This window comes from Aureimonas sp. AU22, assembly GCF_001463745.1.
In the GTDB taxonomy this organism is placed as follows: Bacteria; Pseudomonadota; Alphaproteobacteria; order Rhizobiales; family Rhizobiaceae; genus Aureimonas.
In genome coordinates this window covers 1-25401 of the sequence record NZ_BBWJ01000046.1, presented here as the reverse complement: position 1 = coordinate 25401, position 25401 = coordinate 1, and the positions used below count along the sequence as shown (strand labels likewise).

Genomic DNA, 25401 nt, shown 5'->3' with positions numbered 1-25401 from the left:
CAACTCGACCGTCCGCTCCTCCACCCGCCGCTCCAGTTCCAACGCGGCGATCCGCAGGTTGTCCTGGCGGCGGCGGATGTTGCGGCGTCGGCGGGCCACGAGGAACCCCGCCGTCCCGATCAACATGAGGCCGGCGAGGGCCTGGAGGCGATAGGACAGGCGAGCCTGCGCCAGCGCCGCGTCGGCGGGCACCCAGAGATGGAGCGTCCAGTCCAGGATCGGGTCGGCGAGCTGCTGCGAGACGGCGACGAACCGGCGCGGATCGGCGGTGGCCGTGGCGCGAACGGTGCCGCGCCGTTCCTCGATCCCGAGCGGCGTCAACGGAGCGGCGCCGAACTGCAGGCTGTCGCGAATACGCGAGGCAAGGTCCGGCGGGACCGGTGCCAGGGCGTGGTAGCGCCAGTCAGCCTGCGTGGTCGCCAGAACGATGCCGTGGTCACCCGTGACGAAGACGACGTTGTCGCCCGCCGACCAATCGCGTTCGATGCCGTCGAACTCGACCTTGAGGACCACGACGCCGATCGCCTGTCCGCCCACGTCGACGCGCCGCGTGATGTAGAGGCCGGAGCGCCGACTGACGGTGCCCAGAGCGTACTGGGCCGCCGCGCCGGTTTCCATCGCCCGGACGAAATAGGGGCGGAAGGAATAGTCGCTCCCGACGAAGCTCGTGGGTTCGGCGTAGTTGCTGGCGGCGATCGTCAGGCCGCGCGCGTCGAGGAGGTAGAGGACGGTGGCGCCCGTGGTCCGCCGCAGATCCTCCAGCCGCCGGTTCACCCGATCGACGCCCGCCGGGGCCGGGGCCGCCAGGATGTTTCGAATGTCGGGGTCTTCGGACAGGATCGCCGGCACGGAGCGCTGCTTGTCGACTTCGCTGCGCAGGACCGACATAGCAAGCGGCAACGACGTTTTGGCCCGTTCCGTAAGGCCCGCAAGCGTCGCACGGTCCGCAGCGATCCCCACTGCCAGCCACACCAAGGCGACGGAGCCGAGGACGATGCCGGCGAGCACCGATCGCAGGGCCCCACGTCGCAAGCGAAAGGAAGGGGACGAATTCATGTTGTGCGATTTATCGCACAACATCCCTCGAAGGCGAGCGGAAATCCGCATCGATAGTCTCGGATCCTGCTGCGTTCGACCTTCCGGCAAGCCGTGCGCTGGGCGAATGCCACCCCTGCATTCATCTGGCACGGCGCTTGCTGATGTCTTCCTGAGGCTTCTGCGCCGGACGGTGATCCGGCGCGGGAGGAACAAGAAAACCAAGGGAGGCACATATGGCAGCCATGCCGCTCGCGCATGCGGAACCCGCGCAGAAGAAGCCGATCTACGCCCAGCTCTACTTCCAGGTGGTGGTCGCGATCATCGCCGGCATCACGCTCGGACACTACTATCCGGAGTTCGGGGCGAGCCTGAAGCCGCTCGGCGACGCCTTCATCAAGCTGGTGAAAATGATCATCGCTCCGGTGATCTTCCTCACCGTCGTGACCGGCATCGCCGGCATGACCGATCTCGCCAAGGTCGGCCGCGTAGTCGGCAAGGCGATGATCTACTTCCTCACCTTCTCGACGCTGGCCTTGATCATCGGCCTCGTCGTCGCCAACGTCGCTCATCCCGGTCATGGGCTGAACATCGATCCGGCGACCCTCGATGCCGGAGCTGTCGCGACCTACACCCAGAAGGCGCACGACTCGTCGATCGTCGGGTTCCTGATGAACATCATCCCGGCGACCCTCGTCGGCGCCTTTGCCGATGGCGACATCCTGCAGGTGCTGTTCATCGCCGTCCTGTTCGGTATCGCCCTCGCGATGATCGGCGAGGCCGGGCGCCCAGTCACCGAGTTCTTCAACGCCCTGACCGCTCCGGTCTTCAAGCTCGTCGCCATCCTGATGAAGGCCGCCCCGATCGGTGCCTTCGGCGCCATGGCCTTCACCATCGGCAAGTACGGCATCGGCTCGGTCGCCAACCTCGCCTACCTGATCGGCGTCTTCTACTTCACCTCGTTCCTGTTCGTGGTGGTCGTGCTCGGCGCGGTGTGCCGATACAACGGCTTCTCGGTCTTCGCCCTGATCCGCTACATCAAGGAAGAGCTCCTCCTGGTGCTCGGCACCTCGTCCTCGGAAGCGGCCCTGCCGTCGCTGATGAAGAAGATGGAGAACGCCGGCGCCAAGAAGTCCGTGGTCGGGCTGGTTATTCCGACGGGCTACTCGTTCAACCTCGACGGCACCAACATCTACATGACGCTGGCGGCGCTTTTCATTGCACAGGCGACCAACATCGACCTGTCCTGGGGCGATCAGATCCTGTTGCTCCTCGTCGCCATGCTCTCGTCGAAGGGCGCGGCCGGCATCACGGGAGCGGGCTTCATCACGCTCGCCGCGACGCTCTCGGTCGTGCCGTCCGTGCCGGTCGCCGGCATGGCGCTGATCCTCGGCGTCGACCGCTTCATGTCGGAATGCCGCGCGATCACCAACTTCATCGGCAACGCGGTCGCAACGCTCGTCGTCGCCCGGTGGGAGGGTGAACTCGACCAGGATCGCCTGCGGGCCGTGCTGGCCGGCGAGACCGTCGCCGCCCTGGAAGAGGACCGCGTCCCCGCCAACGCGGTGCCGGCCGAATAACGGACGACGCCAGCCGAGCTGAAGGCAACAAGGCCCGCCGCGAGCGATCGCGGCGGGCCTTTGCGTTCCTGCCTGGTGCGAGACGGGCTGGAAGCGCCCGCGCGGGATCGTCAGACTGCGTAGAACGGACCCGCGATGCGATGGCGGTCGGCATCCGATACGCGCTCGCCGGCGGCCTCGATGGCCAGTCCGAGCTCGGCACCGCGCGCCCAGACCACCCGGGCCGTCCATCGGCGCGTTTCGACCTCGTCGTACAGTGTCAGCGTTTCGGGAAGCACGCGGCCGACGGGCGCGAAGGCACGAACGCGGGCGCCGCTCGCCGAGCGCTCGACAACCGCGCAGTCGCAGAGAAACCCGTCTGCTGCTCCCAGGAGCTTGGCCGGCCGCAGCCGTGTGGTCCGTCGTTCTGCCGTTCGCCGCTCGGTCCGCATCCGCCGCTTCTCCGTTTTACCCTTCCCTAACCCTAGTGGAAGGTCGGCCGGCTGGAAGGCACGGTCTCATTTCTTCGTTAACGCGGCCGCGCCATCCTGCAAGCTCCACGCAAGGAGTCCTGCGATGTCTCAGGTCGCAACATCATCGTCCGATTTTCCCCCCGTCCGCAGGTCTCTCGGTGGGCGCACCACGGCGAAGAACGTCGATCGCGACTGGTCGGTGGTGGACTGGGCCATCGCCCTGTCGTCGGTGACGCTCGCGGTTTCGTCCGCCAGCTTCTTCTCGTGGTCCTATATCGTGTCGATCGAAACCCCCGACTACTTCCAGCAGGCGGCGATCGCGCGCATGGCGCCCAAGCTGGATCAGATCGAAACGGGTTCGGTAGGCGAGGAGATCAAGACCGACGCGATGCCGGCGCCCTCGATCGTGCGCGATCACACACCGACGCCGTCCGACTACCAGATCGTGATGATCTTCCAGGACGAGGCGCTGCTCGCGACGCGCAAGGAGCTGATGCGCGTCAAGGTCGGCTCCGTGGTGCCGGGGCTGGGCACGGTGCAGGCGATCGAGGGTGGCTCGCTCGGCGGCACGGTGACGGCGGACAAGGCGACGCTGCGCAGCGTCAACACGCCGGAACCCTGAGAGGCCGGGCGCGGAGACGAACCGGTCTCAGGCCGGCTTCTTCTCGAGGAGAACCTGCCCCTCCTTCTGGATCTTGCCTGTCAGCTTGCTCGCGATGGAGGCGAGGAAGCCCGGCAGATCGAGTTCGACATGGACGTGGTCGTCTAGAATATCCAGACGTCCGACGATCGACTGGCCCATCATCCGCGCGCGGAAGTCGAGATGGTCGCCGGTCCACTGATCCTCGAACTTCAGCATGCCGCCGGTGGCCTCCGAACGGATGCGCCCGAAGCCCTCGCTGATGCGCTGGCGGGCGGCCTCGCGCGAAAGCTTGTGCGGGATGTCGACCTTGACGGTCTCGGCCATGCGTCCAGTCTCCTCGTTCGAACCTGCTGACGCCGCATATGGCGAGGGCAGGGGCGCCGAGCAACCGGTTGAACGCAAAAGGGCGCCTTGCGGCGCCCCTCGTCGTCGGGATCAGGCGGTCGCCGAGCGCGAGCCGCCGCCACCGCCGCTGCGCGGCCGGCGCTGACGCTGACCGTTCGGCCGCGCCGCGCGCTCGTCGCCGTTACGGCCCCCACCACCGGCCGGGGCACCCCCGCCCGGAGCGCCGCGACGCTCGCCGGGCTTGGCACCGCGCGGCTGATGGCGCTGGCCGCCTTCCGAACGCTGCGGCTTGCCGGCGCCTGGACGTCCCCCGCGCGGCTGGCGCGGACCGCGGCTTTCGCGCGGCTCGTCGGCAAAGGCCGAGGCGTCGGAGAACTCGGACGTCTGCACGTCGAAGCGCATGCCCGTCAGCTTCTCGACCTGGCGCAGCTTGGCGCGCTCGGACGGATCGCACAGGGTGACCGCCATGCCGGACTTGCCCGCACGAGCGGTGCGGCCGATGCGGTGAACGTAGCTTTCCGGCTCTTCCGGAAGGTCGAAGTTCACGACATGGGTGATGTCGTCGACGTGAATGCCGCGCGCCACGATGTCGGTGGCCACCAGCACCTTGAGCTCGCCGGCATGGAACTGGCCGAGCGCCTTCTGGCGCGCGCCCTGGCTCTTGTTGCCGTGGATCGCGAGCGCGGCGATGCCGGCCTTGTCCAGGTCCTCGGACAGGCGATTGGCACCATGCTTGGTGCGGGTGAAGATCACCGTCTTGTCGAACCCCGGCAGGTTCTTGATCAGCCAGTGCTTCTTGGCCTTCTGCGGCACGAGGAAGAAGCTCTGGTCGATCTTCTCGACCGTCACGACCTCGGGCGTCACCTCGACGCGGACCGGATCCTTCAGGATCTTGGCCGCCAGCGAGGCGATGTTCTGCGGCATGGTGGCCGAGAACAGGAGAGACTGGCGCTTCTCCGGTACCAGCTTCATGATGCGGTTGATGTCGCGGATGAAGCCCATGTCGAGCATCCGGTCGGCCTCGTCGAGGACGAGATGCTCGACCGCCGAAAGGCTCAGCGCCTTCTGGTCGATGAGATCGAGCAGGCGGCCGGGGGTCGCCACCACGATGTCGACGCCGCGCCGGGCGGTGTCGATCTGCGGACGGATCGACACGCCGCCGAACACGGTCATGTGGCGGATCGGGGTTCCGGCCGTGAAGCCCTTGATGTTCTCCGCGATCTGGACCGCGAGTTCGCGCGTCGGCGCCAGGATCAGCACGCGCGGCGCGCTGGGCTTGGATTTGCCGCCCTTGTTGAGCAGGGCATCGAGGATGGGCAGCGAGAAGGCGGCCGTCTTGCCGGTGCCGGTCTGTGCGATGCCGAGGACGTCGCGCCCCTTCATCACGGCCGGGATCGCCTGCGCCTGGATCGGCGTCGGCGTGGTGAAATCCATATCGGCAAGGGCGGACTGAAGCGCTGCGGCAAGGCCGAGCGCTTGGAAATTCGTCTGGGTCAAGGAATGCCTTTGACTAAAGAACCGGGTGGTTTCGTCCCGGAGATCGGCCGGACGTTCCTGCGCGGGAACGGAACGGCACGGACCGCGGCCGAAGGCTTCTTGAAGCTTCGACGGTTGGCGCTCGGCTCGGTGTCCCACAGCGGGATCAAAGGCGGGCGCAGCGCAAGCGCGGCATGACCCGGCCTATATCCGCTCTCTTGTGCGTTGCGTCAAGCGCGATCGGAACCGAATGCCCAAGGCCGAAGACCCAAGGACCGGCGGAAGCATGGTCAGACAAGGAAACGCCGGGGAACTGCCCCAACCGCGAGCGGTTCCCTCCAGACCGATCCACTCGGAGAGATCCTTGCCATGTTCATGCGCGTCGACAAGTTGCAGGCGAACCTGCCTCCGCCCAAGCGGGCCGATCCCAACGCCGCCGCCGCCCTGCAGGAGCTCCTCGGGGGCAAGTACGGCGAGATGTCCACCCTCGGGAACTACATGTTCCAGAGCTTCAACTTCCGCTCGAAGGACAAGCTTCGGCCGTTCTACAGCCTGGTCGCCTCGATCACGGCGGAGGAACTCGGCCATGTCGAACTCGTGACCAACGGCGTCGCCATGGTCGCGAACGGCCCGGACAAGGCGAACGGCGACAAGGGGGACGGAGGCGACATTTCCGGCGCTCCCTTCGGCGATATGAAGGACATCCGCTCGGCCGCGGCGTTCCTGTCGCATGGCGGCGGCGGCGTGCCGGTGGATTCCAACGGCATCTCCTGGAACCAGGGGTTCGTCACCACCACGGGCAACGTCGTGGTGGACCTCCTGCACAATTTCCATCTCGAATGCGGTGCGCGCCTCCACAAGCTGCGCGTTTACGAGACGGTCAGCGATCCGACGAGCCGCGAGGTCTGCGGCTACCTTCTCGTGCGTGGCTCCGTCCACGCCCACGCCTATGCGCTGGCGCTGGAGAAGATCACGGGCGTGAAGATCAAGGATTTCCTGCCGACGCCCAACATCCCGCTCTCCAAGATCCCGGAGTGCCAGAAGTATCTGGACGAGGGGTCGCACCGCCGCCTCTATACGTTCAGCCCGGGCGACTACAAGGAAATGGCCGGCATCTGGGGCAATGGCGAGGTCGCGCTTCCCGACGATCCTCCGGGCGAACTGGAGGTCGTCGACGGCATGCCGGAAGGCGGCAAGATCCACCAGCTGACCGGCGTTCCCTCCGCCTTCACGCCGGACTACGCGCCGGAGGAAATGTTCGAGATCGCGCAGAAGCTCTACAAGGCCTCGCGCTGATCGTCCGGCGGGGCGGCCTCTCGCCGCTCCGCCACCTCATCCCGAGACAAGAACCAACGGAGACAGCAACCCATGGTCACGACCGTCGGCACCGAAAGCACGTTCGACAAGCTCATCCAGAACCTCCTGATCCTGGAACACGACGCGATCGCCGCCTACCAGTCGACCATCGAGCGGCTCGACGATCCGACCTCCAAGGCAAAGATCGCCGAGTTCAAGGGCGACCACGAGGCGCACGTCGCCGAACTGACCCGCATGGCGGGCCAGCGTGGCATCGCGGCGCCGCAGGAGGGCGATCTCAAGGAGTACCTGACGACCGGCAAGGTGGCGCTCGCCTCGATCATCGGCGACAAGGCGATCCTGAAGGCCATGTCGACCAACGAGATCGAAACCAAGATGGCCTACGATCATGCCTCCAAGAACGCGGCCGCGACGCCGGACGCGCAGGCCTACTTCGCCAAGGCCTATGCCGACGAGGACCGGCACAAGGCCTGGATGGACGCGGCCGCCGCCGCCTGATCGGCTACTGGAAGTAGCCCATCACCTGTTCCTGGACGCGCTGGAGAAATCCGGCGCGTTCGACGTTCGAGGCGGCGTACAACGGCTCTTCACGGACCACCTGCCCATCGCGCGTGATGCGCATCTGCGCCACGCGCCGGCCTTCGGGCACGGGCGCTTCCACGGTGCCGACGGGCACGATCTCGGTCTGGTAGGGCGAGCCCGAGCCGCGCGGCTCGATGAAGCGGATCTCGCCCGCCGCGCGCACCGGTACGCTCGCGGTCACGCCGCCAGACACCGGCACTTCGCCCGCCGTCTCGTCCGCCTTCAGGATCACCACGTTCTCGAAGCCGCGCAGGCCGAGCGTCATCATCGCGCGCGCCTCCGTGGCCCGCTCGTTGACCGACTTCATGCCCGTCATCGCGAAGACGATGCGCCGCCCGGCGTCGTCCTTGGCCGAGGCCACGAGCCCGTAGCCGGCCTCCGCCGTATGGCCGGTTTTCAGCCCGTCGGCGCCGAGGCTGAGGAGCGGATTGCGCGAGCGCTGGGTGATGCCGTTGAAGGTGAACTCCTCCTCCGAGAACAGCGGGTACTGTTCGGGATAGGTGCGGATGATGTGGGCGGCGAGCGTCACGAGATCGCGCGCCGACACGCGCTGGCCGGGATCGGGCAACCCGTGCGGATTGACGAAGTGCGAGTGCGTCAGCCCGAGATCCTGCGCCTTGCGGTTCATCATCTCGGCGAAGGCCGGCACCGAGCCGGCGATGCCCTCGGCCGCGACGATCGTCGCGTCGTTGCCGGACTGGATGGCGATGCCCTTGATGAGATCGCCGACGCTGACCTGCGAGTTTAGCGGCAGGAACATGGTGGACCCGCCCGACGCCGCACCACCCGTGCGCCAGGCATTCTCGGAAACGGGGAACGTCTCGTCCAGGCGGATCGCGCCGCGCTTCAGCTCGTCGAAGATGATGAGGAGCGTCATCAGCTTGGAGAGGCTTGCGGGGGGCACTTCCTCGTCCGGGTTCTTCTCGAAGAGGGTCGTGTTGGTGTCGAAGTCGAGGAGCACCGCGGCCCGCGCCGTGGTCTCGAAGGCGTGGGCGGACGTCGAGAGGCCGAGGCTCAGCAACAGGGCAGCCAGCGAGCGTCGGAGCGGGAGCGAAGTGCGCGCGGGCGATGCCATGTGATGAAGTCCTTATGCCTTTGGCCCGGCTCGAGAGCCTTGCCCCATTCTGGTCCGAGAAGTTAACGAAATCACAGCAGAACTTGGTGAACGAGCGGTGAACGGCGTCCGACGGGGCAGGCCAAATCGGTGGTCAGCGCCTGGCCGACTTCCAACGTGCCGCTGGCGGACTTCAGCCCTCCAGTTCCGCCTTCAGCATTTCCAGTTCCAGCCACTCGTCCTCGGCTTTGGCGAGGGCAGCGCGATGGGCCTCGCTTTCCCTTGCGAGCTTGGCGAAGCGGTCGGGGTTCTTGGTGAAGAGCGCGGGATCGCCCATCTCGGCCTCTGCCTTGGCGATCGCCGCTTCCAGCCTGGCGATCTCCTTCGGCAGGGTCTCGAGCGCGAACTTCTGCTTGAACGACAGCTTGGCGCTCGGCTGCGAGGCCGGTCGGGGAGGCGAGGCGGCGGACGGTTTCGCGGTCCGCTCGACCTTGCGCGCCTCCGCCTGCGCGCCCCGCTTCTGAGCCGCCATGTCCGTGTAGCCGCCGGCATATTCCAGCCAGCGTCCGTCGCCCTCCGGCGAGATCACGCTCGTCACCGTTCGATCGAGAAAGTCGCGGTCGTGGCTGACGAGAAGCACCGTGCCGGGGTAGTTGGCGATCAGTTCCTGCAGGAGATCCAGCGTCTCCATGTCGAGGTCGTTGGTGGGCTCGTCGAGCACCAGGACGTTGGCGGGCGTCGCGAGCGTCTTCGCCAGGAGCAGGCGCGCCCGCTCGCCGCCCGACAGGTTGCCGACCGGCGTGCGGATCTGCTCGGGCTGGAACAGGAAGTCCTTGAGATAACCCGCCACGTGGCGCGGCTCGCCGTTGACCATGACCTGATCGCCCCGCCCGTCGGTGAGCGCCTCGGAGACCGGGAGGTCGTCGCGAAGGCTCGCGCGCTTCTGGTCGAGGAAGGCGAGGTCGAGATTGGTGCCGAGGCGCACGGCGCCCGAGTCCGGTTCCGCCTCGCCGATCAGCATCTTGAGGAGCGTCGTCTTGCCGGCACCGTTCGGCCCGACGAAGCCGACCCGGTCGCCGCGTTGGATGCGGGTCGAGAAGTTCTCCACCAGTAGCCGGTCGCCATAAGCCTTGGATATGCCCTTGGCCTCGATCACGAGCTTGCCGCTTTCACGTGTATCGCCGACCTGCATCTCGACGGTGCCGGTGGCGCGGCGTGCGTTCTTGCGGTCGGCGCGCAGCTGATGGAGCCCGGCGAGCCGACGCTCGTTGCGCGTGCGCCGCGCGGTCACGCCGTAGCGCAACCAGTGCTCCTCGCGCACGATCTTGCGGTCGAGCTTCTGGAGGTCGCGCTCCTCCTCCTCAAGCACCTTGTCGCGCCAGGCCTCGAAGCTGCCGAAGCCTTCCTCGATCCGCCGCACGCGGCCCCGGTCCAGCCACACGGTGGCGCGCGTGGTCTTTTCGAGGAAGCGCCGGTCGTGGCTGATGATCACGACGGCCGAACGCAGCGAGGCGACCTCCTCCTCCAGCCACTCGATGGTCGGCAGGTCGAGATGGTTCGTCGGCTCGTCCAGAAGCACGATGTCGGGTTCGGGTGCCAGAACGCGGGCGAGCGCGGCGCGCCGCGCCTCGCCGCCTGAGAGATCGCCGGGTCTGGCGTCGGCGCGCAGGCCGAGCCCTTCGATCAGGCGCGTCACGCGATAGGGATCATCCGCCGGCCCGAGGCCCGCCGCCACATAGGCCTCGACGGTGGGCGCGTCACCGAAGTCCGGCTCCTGCGCGAGATAGCGGATCGTCGCGCCGGGCTGACGAAACACCTCGCCGCCGTCCGCCTCGACGGTCCCGGCCGCGATCTTGAGAAGCGTCGACTTGCCCGACCCGTTGCGCCCGACGAGCGCGATCCGGTCGCCGGGCAGGACGCCGAGTTCGACATCGGCGAGAAGGGGCGTGCCGCCGAAGGTCAGGCGCACGCCGTCGAGGCGAAGAAGCGGGGGAGGGGCCATGGCCGGCTTCTATCCCATCCGCCTTCGGAAAGGAAAGCCGAGCCTTGGCCGATCGTGCCGCCGCGATCGCCCGGCGGGCAAACCGCGGCGCCCGCCGACGTGTCCCGCAGCGAACACGCCTCGCGGTCGATCCCGGCGGTATTCGGACAGCGGTGGACGGGACACCGCCCGGTCTCGTTCGGGCCCGGCTACTCCGCCGGTGCCGGTGCGCTGCCGGACTTGCCGAGACGCTCGGCCGCGGCGAGATCACGGCGGAGGCGCTCCTCGCTTTCGGCCTGCGGCTTAGAGAAGCGTGCGAGCGCGAGATAGGCGACGGGCGTCAGGAACAGCGTTGCGATCGTCGCGAGCCCCAGCCCGCCGACGATGACGTAGCCGAGCGACACCCGCGCCTCGGCGCCGGCGCCCGTCGAGAAGATCAGCGGCACGCCGCCGACGATGGTCGCGATCATCGTCATCATCACCGGGCGCAGGCGGATGATGGAGGCTTCCTCGATCGCCTCGCGCACCGAGCGCCCTTCCTCGCGGAGCTGGTTTGCGAACTCCACGATCAGGATGCCGTTCTTGGCCATGATGCCGACGAGGAGCACCAGTCCGATCTGCGAGTAGAGGTTCAGCGTCTCGCCGAAGAAGTCCATCGCATAGACCGCGCAGGCGACGCCGAACGGCACGGTGGCGATGATGATGAGGGCGGATACGAAGCTTTCGAACTGGGCCGCCAGGACCAGGAACACGACGACGATTGCGAAGCCGAAGACCACGGCGAGCCCGCTGGACGTCTCTTCCAGCGTCGCGGCCTCCGCGAGCGGGATCAGTCGTATGCCGTCCGGGAGCCTGTCGGCGGCAAAATCCTGCGCCTCGTTCCAGGCTTCCTGGATGGAGAGACCCTGTGGCAGATCGGCCGACATGGCGACGGACCGCGACTGGTCCTCGCGCGACAGCGTCGGCGCGACGGCTTCCTCCTTGATCGTGGCGATGGAGGACAGGGGCACGAAGCGCCCGTCGCGCGTCTTCGTGAAGATGTTGGCGAGGTCGCCGGGATCGTTGATCGGCTGCGAAGTCGAGACGAGGTGGATGTCGACCGCCCGGTCCTCGACATAGGTCGTGCCGATGTCGCGGCCGTCGAGCAGCGCCTGGATCGCGGACGCCAGCCCGTCGATCTCGATGCCGAGGTCGGAGGCGCGCGTGCGGTCGATCTGGACGGACAGCTGGGGCTGCGTCGTGTCGAAGGCGAGCTGGACGCGCCCCCAGCGGCCATCGGCGTTCATCGCCTCTTCCAGCGACGTCGCAGCGTCCGACAGCATCTGGTAGGTCGGCCCCGCCAGCGCGAACTGCAGGCCGCGACCGCCGCCGCGGATGCCGAGCGAGTTCGGCTGGATGGCGCGAGCCTGGACACCCGGTATCTCGGCGAAGGCGCGGTTGAGCTCGGCGGCGATCTCCTGTTGCGTGCGCTCGCGCTCGCCCCAGGAGGCGAGCGTCAGCACCATGAAGGCTGAGTTGCCGCTGCCCGTGCCGATGCGGGACATGACGCCTGTCGCCTCGCCGCTCTCCACGTAGGGCAGCACGATCTCCTCGACGCGGCGCATCTGCGTGTCGGTGTAGTCGAGGCTGGCGCTCTGCGGAGCGGAGATGCTCATGAGGACGCTGCCGCGGTCCTCGTTCGGTGTCAGCTGTTGCGGCAGGTTGCCGAAGGTGACGACGGCGGCGCCCGCGAAGATGGCCGAGACCACGATGACCGCCAGCGGATAGGCCAGGGCCTTGCGCAGGCAGACGGCATAGAGGGTCCCGAGCGAGCGGCCGAGACGACCCGCCGCACGCTTCGCCGGTCCGGGCTGCGCTTCCTTCGTCGCGTCTCCGAGGAGATGGGCCGCCAGCATCGGGCAGAGCGTCAGTGCGATGAAGGCGGAGAGCGTGACGGCGATCGCGAGCACGAAGCCGAACTCTCGGAACAGGCCGCCGGCGACCCCTGGCAGGAAGGAGATGGGAATGAACACGGCCGCCAGTGTCGCCGTGGTCGAGATGACCGCGAAGAACACCTCGCGCGTGCCGATCACGCTCGCCGCCCGCACCGACAGACCCATGTTGCGCCAGCGGATGATGTTCTCGAGCACGATGATGGCGTCGTCGACCACCATGCCCGTCGCCAGCACGAGAGCCAGGAGCGTGATGATGTTGACGGAAAAGCCGACGAGATAGATGCCGGCGACGACGCCGATCAGCGCGATCGGGATCGTCAGCGTCGGGATCATCGTCGCGCGGAAGTTCATCAGGAACGCGTAGATCACGGCCACGACGATCACGATGGCCAATGCCAGCGTCAGCTCGACCTCGTGGATCGCGCCGTTGATGAAGGTCGCCTCGTCCGAGGTGATGATGACGCGCGTGCCCGGCGGCAGCGAGGCGTTGAGGTCAGCGACCGCCGCACGCACCCCTTCCGAGATCGCCAGCGTGGAAGAGCCGGCCTGGCGAATGACGCCGAGGCCGATACCCGTCTCGCCGTTCACCCGGGCCTTGGAGGCCGCCTCGTCCGGTCCGAAGCGGATGGAGGCGACGTCGCGCAGGCGCGTATGCTCGTTCAGCATGACGGCGCCGAAGGCTTCGGGTGTCGACAGGCCCGCGTCGGCGCGCACCACGAGGTTCTGCGTGGGGGACTCGAGCTGGCCGGCGGGCTGATCGAAGGCGGCGTTGCCGAGCGCGGCGGACACGTCGCCGAGCGTCAGGCCGCGCGTTGCCAGCTCGTCCGGCCGCACGTCCACGTAGATCAGACGCTCGCGCTCGCCGGACAGGGTGACGTCGGCGACGCCTTCGACGGCCGCCACGCGATCGGCGATGCGGTCGTCCACGAGGGTCGTCAGTTCCTCGATCGGCAGAGTCGAGGACAGGACCGCAAGGCGCATGATCGCGTCCGCGTCCGCGTCGGCCTTGACGATCCGGGACTCGTCGGCGTCCTCGGGGATCTGGTTGGCGATCCCCGCAACGGCGTCACGCACGTCGCTGGCCGCCACATTGAGGTCGGTGGAGCTGGTGAACTCGACCGTCACGCGGCTCTGGCCGAAGCGCGACGAGGAGGAGATCGAGGCGATGCCCGCGACGCGCGCGACCGCACTCTCGATCGTGCTGGTGAGCTGGCGATCCACCACTTCCGCCGACGCGCCCTGGAAGGTCGTCGTCACGGTGATGACGGGACGATCGACGTTCGGCAGTTCGCGAACCTCGACGGCGTTGAAGGCGGCGAGGCCCGCGACGATGACGAGAAGGTTGATGACGATCGTGAAGACGGGACGCCGGATGAAGAGCGAGGTGAGTGCCGTCAGCCCGTCGGGCTTGGATGCACCAGCGCTCATTGGGCCGCCGCCGTGGCTGCGGGCATCAGCGCCGCGCCGGCGTCGGCGCGCCGGCCGGTCGGCGGCGTTTCCGCCGTCGGGGGATCCTGGCTGGACGGCACGGTGTCGACCCCGGTGTTCTGGCGCACGCGCACCGAGCCCCCTTCGCGCAGGAGCTGCACGCCTTCGGTGACGACGGTGTCGCCAGCCTCGAGCGTATCGGAGGCGACGAGAACGGAATCGACGTTGCGTTCGATGATGGCGATCGACGCCTTGCGCGTCTTGTCGTTCTCGACGACCCAAACGAAGGGGCCAGTCCGTTCCCACTGGACCGCCAGCGGGTCGACGGCAATGAAGCTCTGGCCCTCGAAGCCGATCTCGATCGAGAAGGACAGGCCGGGACGCAGCCGATCGCCTTCGTTGTCGATCGTCGCCTCGGCGCGCAGCGTTCGGCTCGCCTGGTCGAGGCGGCTGTCGAGTGCGGTAATCACCCCCTGGTAGGTGTCGCCCGACCGCGTGGCGGGAATGGCGGTGATCGGATGACCAACCGCCAGTTGGGCGGCGAAGGCCTCCGGAGCGTCGAACAGGATGCGCAGCTTGGAGCGGTCGTCCACGGTGGCGATCAGGGTCGAGCCGTCGACGAGCGCACCGACCTCGAGGTTCAGAAGGCCGACGTGGCCGCCGATCGGCGCCATGATGCTGCGCTTGGCGAGGGCCACCTCCGCAGAACGAAGGTCGAGCGCCGCCGCGTCGCGCGCCCGGCGCACCTCTTCGAGCTGCACCGAGGTGATGGAGGCCCCGGTGGTGGCGAGGGTCTCGTAGCGGCGGAGCTGATCCTCGGCCGTCGCCAGGGCGATGCGTGCCCGGTCCACCGCGATCCGCTCGGCGTCGTCCTGAAGCAGGGCGAGCGTCGCGCCGGCCTCGACGGCGTCGCCGGAGCGGAAGGCCAGGGACTTGATGATGCCGGTCGCGTCCGGCCGCACCGCGACCGTGCGCTCCGCTTCGCCGGAGCCGATCGCGCGCAGCCGATCGCGCGTCACCAGCGGTTTCGCTTCGGCCACAGCGACGAGGGGCGACTGGCGCCCACCACCCCGCTCGGTCCGGGTCGCACCGACCTTCGGCGCGTCGTCGGCAGCCGACAAGGCGCTGACGACAGGGCGAAGCACCTCCGGCAGCCGTCCGTCCGCGAGAAGGAAGCGACCGGGCGCCGGCGAAAGATAGAGCCAGGCGCAGCCGGCGGCCGCGATCAGGAGAAGCGTGACGGCGATCTGTCGAAGAGCAGCCATGAAGACCTTTTGCGTGACGTGACGGCTCGAGGACCGCGATGGCAGGCCTCGCGGAGCCGGCTGGCGCAACCGGCGAATGCACTGTTTGCGCGCCACCGCTGGATCACGTTGGCGAGCGGCGGCTGCGACCGCGCGACGATAGACGATGCCGGCCGGAGCGCAGCCATAAATTTTGGTAAGGATCCAGAACGAAAACGTGACCAGGAACGGACGAAGGCCCGCCGGAGGGCGGGCCTTGCATCTTGTCGATCAATGGGAAAGGCGAAGAAGCCTTTACTGGGCTGCCGGCGCCGCCGGGGCCGCCGGGATGTCGCCCGGGTTCGCGACGCGCATCTCGTCGCGGTTCTGCGCGTAGGTGTCGCGGTTGAACTCCGGCGCGTTGCGCAGTTGATCCTGCGTGAACTGCGTCGTGAGCGTCAGCGAACCACCGGAGTCGCGCATGAACTGCAGGTTGTCCATGGCCACCGCCACCGGCTTGGCGCCGATGCCGAGGAAGCCGCCGACATCCACGATCACCGCGTCGACCTGGCCTTCCGGCGTCAGGGCGATATCGCCGATCGAGCCGATCGTCTGGTTGTCCGGACCGTAGACCGAGGTGCCAATCAGGTTGTCCGCCGTCAGGTCGGCGCCGGTCACCGGCGTGCCGACTTCGGCGGCCGATGTGTTGCCGCTGGTGGACGCCGTGGTCTCGTTGTTCGTGGCGGCCATGCCGCCCGTCGCGGCGGTGGTGCCGCTCGCGGCGGTGTCGGCCGTGCCAGCTGCCATGCCCGCGGTTCCCGCAGCCATGCCGGTCGCCGCCGTGCCGGCAGCGCCCATCGTTCCGGCACCGGTGTTGGCGGTGTCGGCCGTGGTATTGGCGGCCATGCGGTCATCGCCTTCCTCGAAGGCCGGCGCGTTGGTCAGCTGTTCCTTGGACGCGGCCAGAACGGCACGGGGCTCGCCCTGCGGGTCGGCGTTCATCGAGATGTTGTCGAACGGCACGCCGACATTCTTCTCGCCGATGCCGAGGAAGCCGCCGACGCCGACGACGAACGCCTCGACCTGACCGTTGGAGGCGATCACGAGGTCGTTGATGTTGCCGATGTTGTCGGCATCGGCAGCCGGGCCGGAATACACGTTGTCGCCGACGAGATCGCCCGACAGGAACTGGTCGTTGGCGAGGGTGGCGACGTACTCACCGGATGCCGCTGGCGCCGTTGCCGCCGTGCCAGCCGGGGTGGTGGTGGTGGTGCCGGCCGCCATGTTGGTGGCTGCACCCGGTGCGGTCGTCTCGGCTGCCATGCCGCCGGTTGCCATCGTGCCGGTGTTGGCGGTGCCCGGTGCCATCGCTCCGGTCTCTGCCGGGGCCATCGCGCTGGAGCCGGCCGGCGTGCCCGCGGCCGTCGTCGAAGCGGCCTGCTCGTTCACGGCGAAGGCGGGGGCAGCCGCGAGTTCGTCGCGCGTCGCGGTGAGGACGGCGCGGGGCTGGTTGTTCTCGCCCGCAGTCCACTCGATCTTGTTGTAGGGCACGGCAACGGTCTTCGACTGGTCGCCGAGGAAGGATCCCGTATCCACGATCGCCGCGACGACCGTGCCGTCGGCGCCGACGATGAAGTTGTCGATCTCACCCGCAGTCTCTGCGTCGGCGGCGTTCGACGCATAGACCGTCTGGCCATCGAGGTCCGTCACGAGATGCTGGTCGGCACCGAGAGACTGGACGTAGGCGATGTCGCCGGCCGCCGGCGCGCTTGCGGTTTCCGCCGCCATATTGTCGGCCGGAGCGGCGGTCGTATCCGTCGCAGGCGCCATGGCGCCGGTTGCAGGGGCTGCGCCCATCGCGGGCTGTTCACCCGTCGTGGTCGTCGTGGTCTGGGCGAACGCGCCCGTCGCAAGAACGGCGGCCAGCGCCGTGGTGGCCAGGAGTGTGCGAACCATTAGTATCTCCCCATGAACAATCAGAACGGCCCGGCTGACTATCGTCGCCGCGCATCAGGTGATGGATGTTGAACTGGCAGGCGTTGCTAAGGTTCCCGCCTCACGCAGAGGGAACGGGACCGTGAACTCATGCGAATACGACGACACCAAAGAAGAGAAGAAGCAGAAAGCCGACGAGGACGATCAGGATCAGCACCTTCGCAATGCCGGCGGATGCGCCCGCGACGCCGCGGAAGCCAAGAAGACTGGCGATCGCCGCCACCACGAGAAGAATGACGATCCATTCGATCATTGAAGCACTCCGTACCAATCAGATTCGTTGTTTCGCAGAACGGGACATCAAGGGCGCGGGTTCCGGGCCGGCTGGTTGTGCCACCGCCATTTTCACAGGACGCCGCTGCCCCATATGGCTCGCCACGCATCGCAACGGAGCAGCGCGCAGCCCATGAAAGCCCACGCCATCCTCAACCGGCACGGCGGTACCCTGCGCACCACGGACCTCGAACTCCTGAGTTCGGCCATCCGAGGCGAATTCGAACTCCACGGTCACGACATCGAAGTCGAATTGGTCGACGGTCCGGAGGTCGGAGAACGGATCGAGGCGCAGGCGAAGCGGACCGACCTCGACATCCTGATGGTAGGAGGCGGTGACGGCACGGTGTCGTCCGCGGCAGCGGCTGTGGCCGGCTCTTCCATCGCCCTCGCCATCCTGCCGGCCGGGACGATGAACCTCTTCGCCCGCTCGCTCCAGATCCCGATGGGCCTTGACCCGGCCGTGAAGGCGCTGGCCAACGGTCGGATCGTCGACGTCGACATCGCCAGCGTGAACGGACGCTACTTCGTTCATCAGTTCGCCGTCGGCATGCACGCACGCATGGTCCGCACACGTGAGAAGCTCGAATACCGGTCCCGCTTCGGGAAGATGTGGGCCAGCGCGCGCGCTGTGATCACCGCCGCCAGTTCGCTCCCGATGGTGGACCTTCGTTTCGAGATCGACGGCAAGACGCAGGTGATCCGCACCCCGGCCGTCGCCATCTCCAACAACATCTATGGCGACGGGCATTTGCCCTATGCGGACGACCCCCGCGGCGGCAAACTCGGCATCTACATCATGCGCGCCACCAGTCGCGTCGCGATCCTGAAGACCACCATCGACATGATGCGCGGCGCCTGGAAGGACACGGATAACCTCACGGTGATGACGGCGGACGAGATCGTCATCGAGCATCGTCGTTCCAAGAGCCAGAACCGCTCGGTGATGGATGGGGAACTGAGAAGCCTCGACAGGCGGTCGGAGGTCCGGATACACCCGCGCGGACTGAAGGTCCTGGTGCCGGACGAAGCGACCTTCTGACCGGTCCGCATACGAAAAGGGCGCGACCCGGTCGCGCCCTGCATTCATCTCACCGTCGGCCCTTCGGGTGGGTCGGACGGAGGCGGTTCTTCGGCGGAACTGGGGCCGTCGTAGTCGTGGCCGCCCTCGGCCAGAATGGCCAACGCCTCGAAGAAGCGCTGTTCCAGCGGCTCGTAGGGAGCGGCTGGTTCCTCGCCGCGCTCGCGCTGGAGATCGTCGAGCGCGTCCTGGATCGCCTGACGCTTGTCGCGATCGGGAAGGGAGGGGTCGGCGAGGATCGAGGTCAGCCGGTCTTCATGACCGCCGAAATCGTTCTCGGAAGATGGTTCGCCTTCCCGCTCGCCGATGGTGCTCATGGCCGATGCTCCGCCCGGTGTCAGTTGGCGGGTGCGGTGCCGGGCGCGGGGGTGCCCGGCGTCACGACGCCCGTCTGCGAATTGGCCGGCGCCGCCGGCGCGGCGGTCGTGTCGGACGCTTCGGTGCCGCCGATATTCTGGTCCGGCAGGGTCTTGCCGTAGAACTGCAGACCGATGAAGACCACGAGGCACAGCGCAAGAGCGGCGATCAGCACATAAAGCACCGGGCGTCCGGTGCGTCCCTGGCGGGCCTTGTCGGTTCTCAGATCAGCCATCACGAAACTCCATTGCGCGCGCCTCTGCACGCTTGAGACAGGTAACGGCGCAATCCGTCGAAACGATCCAGGATCGCCGAGATATTTGACATGCGCCCTTCACGAAAGGAAACGGCGCGCCGAGGGTTCGGCGCGCCGTTCGACTGCGGGGAACGGACGCTCAGACGCGTCGGCTTCCGTCCCGAACGCCCTGGACGACCCGGAACAGCCCCCAGGCCGAAGCGGCCGCAACCGGCACCAGCAGCAGCGACTTGCGGCGCCGCAGGCTGCGGAACAGGAGGGGCATGTTGGACACCGCCGCGATCGAGGCGATGGAGGCCATGTCGCGCTGCATCCGATCGGCCGCCCGCTGCCGGGGAGGGCGGCGCGCGATCGTCAGGAAGATGTAGACGCCGATCAGGATGACCAGGCAGCCCACCGCGAAGCCGATCGCGGTCGCCAGGACTCCCGCGCTCTGGGCGATCCAGACGAACAGGGCCAAGAGCAGGAAGAACAGCATGGCCAATGCGAGCACGGCCATGATCGCATACAGCGTGGCGAGCGTACGCATCCGGGCGAAGTAGATCGACGCCTCGCCCGTGAACATTCGCGAGATGAGCTGGAACACCATCGAAGGAAGGCGCTTACTTGAAGAGGCGGGCGTAGACGTAGCCGACCGCCGCCGCGATCAGGATGCTCTTGATCGGCTCGGCGCGCACGCGCTCGCTGACCTCCTCCTCGAACTCGCCCACCGTCTCCTGCGCCTGGCGGAAGTAGCGCTCGCCCTCTTCGCGCAGCGCATAGGCCTGCTGCTTCGCACCTTCGGCGCGGCTGGTGGCCATCGACTTCAGCGTCTCGGTGACGCCCGCCACGTCCTCGCGCAGCTTGGCGATCTGCGCCTCGAGGTCGGCCCGGTCCGGGCCGGCGTTGGCCGAGAACTCGTTGGACGTGGACTCAGACATGGAATGATCCTTTCAACGTTGAGGGAGGGCGACGCCCGTCCCGAATTTCGAAATTCGTTTGCCCGCCACAGGGTTCCGCCTCAGGCGGCTGGGGCGACGCCGATGATCTGGGAGGAGATCGAGTCGGGCCCGAACTCGCCGTCGCCTTCGATCCCGAGGAGGTCGGCCATCCGGGTACGGGCGCGCGACACGCGGCTCTTGATCGTGCCGACGGCGCATTTGCAGATTTCGGCCGCCTCCTCGTAGGAAAAGCCGGAAGCGCCGATCAGGATCAGCGCTTCGCGCTGGTCGTCGGGCAGCTGGTCCAGGGCCTTGCGGAAGTCCTGCAGGTCGAGATGGCCTTGCTGCTCGGGATGGCCGGCGAGCTGCATCGCGTGGATGCCGTCGACGTCCTGCACCTCGCGGCCCTTCTTGCGCATCTGCGTGTAGAACTCGTTGCGCAAAATCGTGAACAGCCATGCCTTGAGGTTGGTGCCGGGCTGGAACGTGTGCTGCTTGTCCCAGGCCTTGACGAGCGTCTCCTGCACGAGGTCGTCGGCGCGGTCGAACGAGCCGGCCAGCGACGCCGCGAAAGCGCGCAGATTGGGAATGATGGCGACGAGCTCGCTGCGGAAGTCGGTATCCTGCGCCATGTGGCTCAGTTCCCTTCCTTCGAACGAGACTTGGCCTCGGCGGCATCCAGCTTGTCGAGCAGCGACATGAACCGGTCGGGCACGGGTTCGCTGGCCACGTCGTCGTAGTACGCCTTCAGGCGGCGGCCGATGGCGGAGGTCGATCCGAGATCGGTCGGCTGGTTGGTCGAGGCATCGGTCTCTTGGGTCTCGGGCATGACGGTGCCTTTGTTCCTGCGGTCTTCCATTCCACCTCTCGCCCTGCCGGCCTTCACGCCCCGTCGCCGGGACGCATTCTGCGCTAGATGTAGGACCAAGGCCCGTTCGCAAGGGCATCGCCGGCCGAGCCGCAAATGTTGTGTCCGAAGGTCTAGCGTTTCGCGGCTCTTGCCTTACTTAGGGCCGGGTGCGCGAAGTCCACAGGGTGCCGACGTTTCCATCGTCGTCCCGGTCGGGGTCGACGTTCTCGTCCGCACAGACAAGATGAATGCCGGGCGTGTAGTCCGGACCAGCTACGAGGGAATGTTCATGTCGATGTCCTCGCGCATTGCGCCGCACATCCCGTATCTTCGGCGGTATGCTCGTGCATTGAGCGGTTCTCAGTCCTCCGGCGACGCGTATGTGGCGGCGGTTCTCGAGGCATTGATCGCGGAGCCCAGCCTGTTCGATACGCAGGAGAGCCCGCGGATCTCGCTCTACAAGCTCTTCTCCTCGCTCTGGCAGTCCGTCGAGGTCAACGTCCGCGAGGATGCTCCGGTGTCCGCGTGGGAGGAGAAGGCCTCGCGCAATCTGCGCGGGATCTCGCCGCTGCCGCGCCAGGCCTTTCTCCTGGTGGCCGTCGAGGGCTTCACGACGGAGGAAGCGGCCCACATCCTCGGCGTCGGCGAGAGCGATTTCTCCGAGCTGATCGGGCAGGCGAGCGCCGACATCGGCCGCCAGGTCTCGACCAACATCATGATCATCGAGGACGAGCCTCTGATCGCGATGGACATCGAGCAGATGGTCGAGAGCCTCGGCCACGGCGTGACGGGCATCGCCCGCACGCACAAGGAAGCCATCGCCCTCTTCGAGCAGCAGAAGCCGGGCATGGTGCTGGCCGATATCCAGCTCGCGGACGGGTCGTCGGGCATCGATGCGGTGAACGACATCCTCGCCAAGGTGTCCGTGCCGGTGATCTTCATCACCGCTTTCCCCGAGCGCCTGCTCACGGGCGAGCGGCCCGAGCCGACCTTCCTCGTCACCAAGCCGTTCAATCCGGACATGGTGAAGGCGCTGATCAGCCAGGCGCTGTTCTTCGAAACGGAGCGCGAAGCCGCCTGAGGCGGATCGCGATTGGGCAGGGCGGCTCCGGTCGACGGCCGGAACCTCGCAGGGCGGGAACCCTTTGCGGACCCGCCCCGTTGCCGCCTACTGACACGCAGAGGGCTTGCAGGGTTGGTCCGCAGGCTTTGGAAAGGTCCGCACGACATGACCGGAAGGCTGAACGGAAACGGCTTGGGCGCCCGTTTCGACCTTGCCCTTCCCGTCGAGTCGTGCCGCCGCGCCTCCGATGCCCCGTCGTGCGGCGTGCGGCCCGCGAGTGCGGCGTCATGGTAGCCTACAAGGCCCTCAAGGCCCTCGCCAACACCGAGATGACCCTGTTTTCGCAGGATCTCGACCTGCGCTATCTCTGGCTCTTCAATGCGGAAGGGTCCTGGCTCGCCAGCGCCAAGAACGGGGACAGCGACGAGGATTTCCTCCCGGTGCCCTCGGCGGAGAAGGCGCGAGCCATCAAGGCCGAGACCCTCAAGACCGGAACCCCCGTTCGCTTCGAGCTGCCCGTGGCGTCCGGCGACAGCACGCGCTGGTTCGACGTGCGGGTCGACGTCGATCGCGACGAGGCCGGGACGGTGATCGGCCTCATCGGCACCTCCGTCGAGATCACCGAACAGAAGCGGCGCGAGGACACGCTGAAGACCTTGCTCCGCGAGGTCGCGCACCGCTCAAAGAATCTCCTCGCCATCATCCAGAGCCTTGCCAGCCAGACCGCCCGGCATTCGGTGACGGTTCCGGAGTTCCTGGTCCGATTCCGGGGGCGCATCCAGTCCCTGGCCTCCTCGCAGGACATCGTGACCGAAACCGACTGGCGGGGCGCGGACCTCTTCAGTCTCGTCACTCTCCAGGTCGAGCGATACGCGCCCGACGGCATGGAGCAGATCCGTTTCGAGGGGGTGGACGTCTACCTGACGCCGACCGCCGCGCTGCATGTGGGGCTGGCCCTGCATGAACTCGCGGTGAATGCCGCGTCATACGGGGCCCTTTCCGTGCCAGGCGGGCGTATCGAGATCGTGTCACGCTTGGAGACGCGCGAGGGCCAGACGTCGCTTCTGCTTCGTTGGCGCGAGTCCGACGGCCCGCGCGTGCGGGTCGACTACGATCCCCGCTTCGGCACCTCGACCCTCGAGCGCATCGTTCCCAACTCGGTCGGCGGCGAGGCGGCCCTCGAGTACAGGCCCGACGGGATCCAGTACTGGCTGCGCGTGCCTCGGAACCAGTTCGAGTTGGTCGACGGCTGAGCCGTCACGCCGCGCGAAACCGTGCCGCCATCAGGACGCGCCATCCCGAAACATCGGCGACATCCGCCGCAAACGCTCTCCTGCGATTCGTCTTTGCCAAGACCACCCGGAACCGCTCACCGCGATCGGGGTTTAGGAAGGCGAAAGGATCCGTCATGGAACACGTTGCCGCTCTGCTTCTTCTCGTCGGTTGCTCGCCGGATGCGTCGGTCTGCACGGAGATTCCGGTGCCGCAGCCGATCTATCGCTCGGTTGGCGAATGCGAGGCGGCCGCCCCCATGGAGATGCGCCTGTCCGGGACCTACGACCGCCGCGTCATGGCTCGCTGCACGGGTCTCACCCAGTCGGAACTCGATGGTTCGGCCTCGGTGGAATGGGCCGTCAACCGTGCGGGCGAACTCGCGGTGGTTCTCACCGACGCGCCCCAGCTCGTGGCGTCTCGCTGAGCGAAGCGCTGGACGGCGTCCGGACCCGTGCTATCTAGCTGGCATGGGACACCCAGTGAGTTGGAAAAGCACCTGATGAAATCGATGATCATGGCCGCGGTGGCGGCAAGCACGCTCGCCTTGTCGGGTTGCCAGTCGGTCGATCGCAATGTCGCCGTGCCCGCCGGCATCGGTGCACTTGGCGGCGCCGCGATCGGTGCCGGCATCACCGGCAACGCGCGCGGCGCGCTGATCGGAGCGGCGGTCGGCGGTGCAGGCGGTGCACTTGTCGGCGCGGCGACCAATCGCCCCGGCCAGTGCGTTTATCGCGACGGTCGCGGCCAGCGCTATTACGCTGAATGCCCGGCCGGCTACTGAGTCAGCCTGCGTGACCAGGCCCGCCGGCTCCTCAGGAGCCGGCGGGCCTTTTGTCGAAGGCCGAGCGAGCGGGGAAAGCCCATGGATCGGACGATCGCCAGGACGAACGCCCCACGACGCGTGGCGTTGTGGCTTGCCCTCGCCGGGGCGTCTCTCGCCTTGTCCGGGTGCCAGTCGGACCTTCTGCCCGCCGTGTTCGGTTTCGGCTCGGGCGGCGTGTCCGCCTATGCGCCGGGAACGCTGCCGGATATCTCGGCCCATCCCGGCGATCGGCTGATCGGCCGTTCCGGAACGGATCGCGGCCGTTGCATCTTCGAGAACGCTGCGGGAAACCGTTTCCGTGCCGACTGCCCGGAAGGCTTCTCGCTCTAGTTTGCGAGCGTCCGCGCAAGGGCGACGAAGGCGGCCCTGAACCCGGCCCCGGTCTCGACGGCTTGCGCGAACTCGATCCGCTCGACATGCGAACCGGCGACGAGTTCGAAACCGCGCGCATCCAGGGTCGCGATCCGCCAGCCCGTGATGACCCCGCCGCGCTTCGCCATCAGTCGATCGAGGACGTCGCCGTGGTCGGCGTTCATGTGCTCGATGACGCGCGGTTCCGCGTCTGCCAACTCGGTCGCGGCGCCCTCCACCAGATCGCTGCGCGCGAGCGGGTAGGCTCGTGCGAACCCCCCGTTCAGAAACGCCGACGCCACCTCGACCCTGAAAAACGCGAAGTCCGCAAACTCGCCGTAGTGGGCGGCAGCGGGATGATGCGCCGTGAAGCGACGGAACAGGCGTTCGTGCTCGGGTGCATCCCGGCCGACCGGCGGCGTCACCCGTCCCGCGATCGACAGGCGGGGTTGCTGCAAGGGATCGCCCGCTCTCGGTTCGCCCGCCAGAAGCGACAGGCGCGAATCGGTCGCCAGCGCCCGCGTGTGGGCGGAAAGTTGCGATAGGAGCAGGATCGGGCTGCCGTCGAAATCAGCCGCGAGCGCCACGCGGCTCGTCATCGGGGCGCCGGTTCCGAGTTCGAGCCAGCCGAGCGCGGCGTGCCGGGACGTGCGCAGGATGCGCCGGGCGAGCGCCCGAGCGTCGTCGTCGACGTCGAGATAGGGGGAGGGGACGGCCGGCGGCGTGTCCGTCATCTGCTTTACACCTCCCATCGGCAACGCAAATCCCCTATCTGCGGCAGATAGGGGGTGCAAGCGCCCCATGGAAGCGAGAGAGCCATCATGTCCGAGGACCAGAAGAACCAAGTTCTCGAAATGCTGCGCGCCTTGCCCGCGCCGGGCGGCGGAGATGTCGTGTCCCGCGGTATGGTGTCGGACATCTTCGTGGCCGACGGCAAAGCCTTCTTCTCCATCAGCGTGCCGGCGGCCGAGGCGGAGCGGTTCGAGGGTCTGCGCCGCGAGGCGGAGCGGCGCGCCGCCGAACTGCCGGGCCTGTCCAGCGCCATGGTGGCGCTGACCGCCGAACGACGGGGCGGAGGCATGGAAGCGGCGCCGCGTGAGCGCCGTC

28 protein-coding genes are annotated in these 25401 nt (G+C 67.5%); 11 read left to right on the top strand and 17 right to left on the bottom strand.

Going from position 1 to position 25401, the window contains the following annotated elements; translation table 11 throughout:
• On the bottom strand, positions 1–900 hold a 900-nt coding region (locus AUL34_RS17415; RefSeq protein ID WP_370539060.1), incomplete at its 3' end, for a cache domain-containing protein.
• Between the two features lie 371 nt (positions 901–1271).
• Between AUL34_RS17415 and AUL34_RS17410 the strand changes: the two genes are divergently transcribed.
• The gene (locus tag AUL34_RS17410) at positions 1272–2615 is read left to right on the top strand and encodes a dicarboxylate/amino acid:cation symporter (protein ID WP_061936510.1); all 1344 of its coding nucleotides are present in this window, start codon (positions 1272–1274) and stop codon (positions 2613–2615) included.
• A gap of 110 nt (positions 2616–2725) precedes the next feature.
• Here AUL34_RS17410 and AUL34_RS17405 read toward each other — a convergent pair whose 3' ends face one another.
• Complete coding sequence (locus tag AUL34_RS17405; protein WP_061936508.1) at positions 2726–3046, bottom strand: hypothetical protein; 321 nt, start codon at positions 3044–3046, stop codon at positions 2726–2728.
• 124 nt (positions 3047–3170) lie between these two features.
• Here AUL34_RS17405 and AUL34_RS17400 point away from each other — a divergent pair, with 124 nt between their 5' ends.
• Positions 3171–3689, top strand: a complete 519-nt coding sequence (locus AUL34_RS17400) for a hypothetical protein (protein ID WP_156420977.1) — start codon at positions 3171–3173, stop codon at positions 3687–3689.
• A 27-nt stretch (positions 3690–3716) separates the two neighbouring features.
• On the opposite strand, the gene AUL34_RS17395 is transcribed toward AUL34_RS17400, so the two are convergent.
• A complete protein-coding gene (locus AUL34_RS17395; protein WP_061936503.1) occupies positions 3717–4034 on the bottom strand; it encodes a polyhydroxyalkanoic acid system family protein in 318 nt (105 codons plus the stop codon).
• Between the two features lie 111 nt (positions 4035–4145).
• On the bottom strand, positions 4146–5552 hold the full coding sequence (locus tag AUL34_RS17390) for a DEAD/DEAH box helicase (RefSeq protein ID WP_061936500.1): 1407 nt from the start codon (positions 5550–5552) through the stop codon (positions 4146–4148).
• Between the two features lie 348 nt (positions 5553–5900).
• Here AUL34_RS17390 and AUL34_RS17385 point away from each other — a divergent pair, with 348 nt between their 5' ends.
• Both AUL34_RS17385 and AUL34_RS17380 read left to right on the top strand, forming a co-directional pair.
• The gene (locus tag AUL34_RS17385; protein WP_061936497.1) at positions 5901–6827 is read left to right on the top strand and encodes a manganese catalase family protein; all 927 of its coding nucleotides are present in this window, start codon (positions 5901–5903) and stop codon (positions 6825–6827) included.
• A 72-nt stretch (positions 6828–6899) separates the two neighbouring features.
• The gene (locus AUL34_RS17380) at positions 6900–7346 is read left to right on the top strand and encodes a DUF2383 domain-containing protein (protein WP_061936494.1); all 447 of its coding nucleotides are present in this window, start codon (positions 6900–6902) and stop codon (positions 7344–7346) included.
• A 4-nt stretch (positions 7347–7350) separates the two neighbouring features.
• Here AUL34_RS17380 and AUL34_RS17375 read toward each other — a convergent pair whose 3' ends face one another.
• From AUL34_RS17375 to AUL34_RS21980, 6 genes are all read right to left on the bottom strand, one after another.
• Positions 7351–8505, bottom strand: a complete 1155-nt coding sequence (locus AUL34_RS17375; protein WP_061936491.1) for a D-alanyl-D-alanine carboxypeptidase family protein — start codon at positions 8503–8505, stop codon at positions 7351–7353.
• A 172-nt stretch (positions 8506–8677) separates the two neighbouring features.
• The gene (locus AUL34_RS17370) at positions 8678–10486 is read right to left on the bottom strand and encodes an ABC-F family ATP-binding cassette domain-containing protein (RefSeq protein WP_061936488.1); all 1809 of its coding nucleotides are present in this window, start codon (positions 10484–10486) and stop codon (positions 8678–8680) included.
• A gap of 188 nt (positions 10487–10674) precedes the next feature.
• Entirely contained in the window at positions 10675–13827 is a 3153-nt protein-coding gene (locus AUL34_RS17365) for an efflux RND transporter permease subunit (RefSeq protein ID WP_061936485.1), read from the bottom strand.
• Positions 13824–15092, bottom strand: a complete 1269-nt coding sequence (locus tag AUL34_RS17360) for an efflux RND transporter periplasmic adaptor subunit (RefSeq protein WP_061936481.1) — start codon at positions 15090–15092, stop codon at positions 13824–13826. The genes AUL34_RS17365 and AUL34_RS17360 overlap by 4 nt, the downstream gene beginning before the upstream one ends.
• Positions 15093–15365: 273 nt before the next feature.
• Positions 15366–17006, bottom strand: coding sequence for a PRC-barrel domain-containing protein (locus AUL34_RS17355; protein WP_061936479.1), 1641 nt, complete (start codon positions 17004–17006; stop codon positions 15366–15368).
• Between the two features lie 127 nt (positions 17007–17133).
• Positions 17134–17298, bottom strand: a complete 165-nt coding sequence (locus tag AUL34_RS21980; RefSeq protein ID WP_082653451.1) for a DUF1328 domain-containing protein — start codon at positions 17296–17298, stop codon at positions 17134–17136.
• 153 nt (positions 17299–17451) lie between these two features.
• Here AUL34_RS21980 and AUL34_RS17350 point away from each other — a divergent pair, with 153 nt between their 5' ends.
• Positions 17452–18360: a diacylglycerol kinase family protein gene (locus AUL34_RS17350; protein ID WP_061936476.1), complete on the top strand. Its 909-nt coding sequence runs from the start codon at positions 17452–17454 to the stop codon at positions 18358–18360.
• Between the two features lie 44 nt (positions 18361–18404).
• On the opposite strand, the gene AUL34_RS17345 is transcribed toward AUL34_RS17350, so the two are convergent.
• From AUL34_RS17345 to AUL34_RS17320, 6 genes are all read right to left on the bottom strand, one after another.
• The gene (locus tag AUL34_RS17345; RefSeq protein ID WP_061936473.1) at positions 18405–18716 is read right to left on the bottom strand and encodes a hypothetical protein; all 312 of its coding nucleotides are present in this window, start codon (positions 18714–18716) and stop codon (positions 18405–18407) included.
• A gap of 20 nt (positions 18717–18736) precedes the next feature.
• A complete protein-coding gene (locus AUL34_RS17340; RefSeq protein WP_061936470.1) occupies positions 18737–18991 on the bottom strand; it encodes a hypothetical protein in 255 nt (84 codons plus the stop codon).
• A 160-nt stretch (positions 18992–19151) separates the two neighbouring features.
• Positions 19152–19601 (bottom strand): hypothetical protein, encoded by a 450-nt coding sequence (locus tag AUL34_RS17335; protein WP_156420976.1) that lies wholly within the window; start codon positions 19599–19601, stop codon positions 19152–19154.
• Positions 19602–19614: 13 nt separating this feature from the next.
• Positions 19615–19932, bottom strand: a complete 318-nt coding sequence (locus tag AUL34_RS17330) for a YqjD family protein (RefSeq protein WP_061936464.1) — start codon at positions 19930–19932, stop codon at positions 19615–19617.
• A gap of 80 nt (positions 19933–20012) precedes the next feature.
• A complete protein-coding gene (locus AUL34_RS17325) occupies positions 20013–20564 on the bottom strand; it encodes a sigma-70 family RNA polymerase sigma factor (protein WP_061936461.1) in 552 nt (183 codons plus the stop codon).
• A 5-nt stretch (positions 20565–20569) separates the two neighbouring features.
• The gene (locus tag AUL34_RS17320; protein ID WP_082653453.1) at positions 20570–20761 is read right to left on the bottom strand and encodes a NepR family anti-sigma factor; all 192 of its coding nucleotides are present in this window, start codon (positions 20759–20761) and stop codon (positions 20570–20572) included.
• 310 nt (positions 20762–21071) lie between these two features.
• Between AUL34_RS17320 and AUL34_RS17315 the strand changes: the two genes are divergently transcribed.
• From AUL34_RS17315 to AUL34_RS17295, 5 genes are all read left to right on the top strand, one after another.
• On the top strand, positions 21072–21863 hold the full coding sequence (locus tag AUL34_RS17315; RefSeq protein ID WP_061936513.1) for a response regulator: 792 nt from the start codon (positions 21072–21074) through the stop codon (positions 21861–21863).
• 269 nt (positions 21864–22132) lie between these two features.
• Positions 22133–23098, top strand: coding sequence for a sensor histidine kinase (locus tag AUL34_RS17310; protein WP_061936457.1), 966 nt, complete (start codon positions 22133–22135; stop codon positions 23096–23098).
• Positions 23099–23253: 155 nt separating this feature from the next.
• Positions 23254–23544 (top strand): hypothetical protein, encoded by a 291-nt coding sequence (locus tag AUL34_RS17305; RefSeq protein ID WP_061936454.1) that lies wholly within the window; start codon positions 23254–23256, stop codon positions 23542–23544.
• Between the two features lie 60 nt (positions 23545–23604).
• A complete protein-coding gene (locus tag AUL34_RS17300; protein ID WP_370539059.1) occupies positions 23605–23901 on the top strand; it encodes a glycine zipper domain-containing protein in 297 nt (98 codons plus the stop codon).
• An 81-nt stretch (positions 23902–23982) separates the two neighbouring features.
• The gene (locus AUL34_RS17295; RefSeq protein ID WP_061936448.1) at positions 23983–24273 is read left to right on the top strand and encodes a hypothetical protein; all 291 of its coding nucleotides are present in this window, start codon (positions 23983–23985) and stop codon (positions 24271–24273) included.
• On the opposite strand, the gene AUL34_RS17290 is transcribed toward AUL34_RS17295, so the two are convergent.
• Complete coding sequence (locus AUL34_RS17290; RefSeq protein WP_061936445.1) at positions 24270–25028, bottom strand: HugZ family protein; 759 nt, start codon at positions 25026–25028, stop codon at positions 24270–24272. The genes AUL34_RS17295 and AUL34_RS17290 overlap by 4 nt on opposite strands.
• Positions 25029–25115: 87 nt before the next feature.
• Here AUL34_RS17290 and AUL34_RS17285 point away from each other — a divergent pair.
• On the top strand, positions 25116–25401 hold a 286-nt coding region (locus tag AUL34_RS17285; RefSeq protein WP_156420974.1), incomplete at its 3' end, for an iron-sulfur cluster assembly protein.

Bases quoted from the DNA above. Each gene is read 5' to 3' on its own strand.
- AUL34_RS17330 (WP_061936464.1), bottom strand. From the start codon at position 19,932: ATGTCTGAGTCCACGTCCAACGAGTTCTCGGCCAACGCCGGCCCGGAC.
- AUL34_RS17400 (WP_156420977.1), top strand. From the start codon at position 3,171: ATGTCTCAGGTCGCAACATCATCGTCCGATTTTCCCCCCGTCCGCAGG.
- AUL34_RS17410 (WP_061936510.1), top strand. From the start codon at position 1,272: ATGGCAGCCATGCCGCTCGCGCATGCGGAACCCGCGCAGAAGAAGCCG.
- AUL34_RS17385 (WP_061936497.1), top strand. From the start codon at position 5,901: ATGTTCATGCGCGTCGACAAGTTGCAGGCGAACCTGCCTCCGCCCAAG.
- AUL34_RS17355 (WP_061936479.1), bottom strand. From the start codon at position 17,006: ATGGTTCGCACACTCCTGGCCACCACGGCGCTGGCCGCCGTTCTTGCG.
- AUL34_RS17335 (WP_156420976.1), bottom strand. From the start codon at position 19,601: ATGGTGTTCCAGCTCATCTCGCGAATGTTCACGGGCGAGGCGTCGATC.
- AUL34_RS17395 (WP_061936503.1), bottom strand. From the start codon at position 4,034: ATGGCCGAGACCGTCAAGGTCGACATCCCGCACAAGCTTTCGCGCGAG.
- AUL34_RS17305 (WP_061936454.1), top strand. From the start codon at position 23,254: ATGGAACACGTTGCCGCTCTGCTTCTTCTCGTCGGTTGCTCGCCGGAT.
- AUL34_RS17375 (WP_061936491.1), bottom strand. From the start codon at position 8,505: ATGGCATCGCCCGCGCGCACTTCGCTCCCGCTCCGACGCTCGCTGGCT.
- AUL34_RS17350 (WP_061936476.1), top strand. From the start codon at position 17,452: ATGAAAGCCCACGCCATCCTCAACCGGCACGGCGGTACCCTGCGCACC.
- AUL34_RS17405 (WP_061936508.1), bottom strand. From the start codon at position 3,046: ATGCGGACCGAGCGGCGAACGGCAGAACGACGGACCACACGGCTGCGG.
- AUL34_RS17325 (WP_061936461.1), bottom strand. From the start codon at position 20,564: ATGGCGCAGGATACCGACTTCCGCAGCGAGCTCGTCGCCATCATTCCC.
- AUL34_RS17290 (WP_061936445.1), bottom strand. From the start codon at position 25,028: ATGACGGACACGCCGCCGGCCGTCCCCTCCCCCTATCTCGACGTCGAC.
- AUL34_RS17365 (WP_061936485.1), bottom strand. From the start codon at position 13,827: ATGAGCGCTGGTGCATCCAAGCCCGACGGGCTGACGGCACTCACCTCG.
- AUL34_RS17310 (WP_061936457.1), top strand. From the start codon at position 22,133: ATGGTAGCCTACAAGGCCCTCAAGGCCCTCGCCAACACCGAGATGACC.
- AUL34_RS17315 (WP_061936513.1), top strand. From the start codon at position 21,072: ATGTCGATGTCCTCGCGCATTGCGCCGCACATCCCGTATCTTCGGCGG.
- AUL34_RS17295 (WP_061936448.1), top strand. From the start codon at position 23,983: ATGGATCGGACGATCGCCAGGACGAACGCCCCACGACGCGTGGCGTTG.
- AUL34_RS17320 (WP_082653453.1), bottom strand. From the start codon at position 20,761: ATGCCCGAGACCCAAGAGACCGATGCCTCGACCAACCAGCCGACCGAT.
- AUL34_RS17345 (WP_061936473.1), bottom strand. From the start codon at position 18,716: ATGAGCACCATCGGCGAGCGGGAAGGCGAACCATCTTCCGAGAACGAT.
- AUL34_RS17380 (WP_061936494.1), top strand. From the start codon at position 6,900: ATGGTCACGACCGTCGGCACCGAAAGCACGTTCGACAAGCTCATCCAG.
- AUL34_RS17340 (WP_061936470.1), bottom strand. From the start codon at position 18,991: ATGGCTGATCTGAGAACCGACAAGGCCCGCCAGGGACGCACCGGACGC.
- AUL34_RS21980 (WP_082653451.1), bottom strand. From the start codon at position 17,298: ATGATCGAATGGATCGTCATTCTTCTCGTGGTGGCGGCGATCGCCAGT.
- AUL34_RS17370 (WP_061936488.1), bottom strand. From the start codon at position 10,486: ATGGCCCCTCCCCCGCTTCTTCGCCTCGACGGCGTGCGCCTGACCTTC.
- AUL34_RS17360 (WP_061936481.1), bottom strand. From the start codon at position 15,092: ATGGCTGCTCTTCGACAGATCGCCGTCACGCTTCTCCTGATCGCGGCC.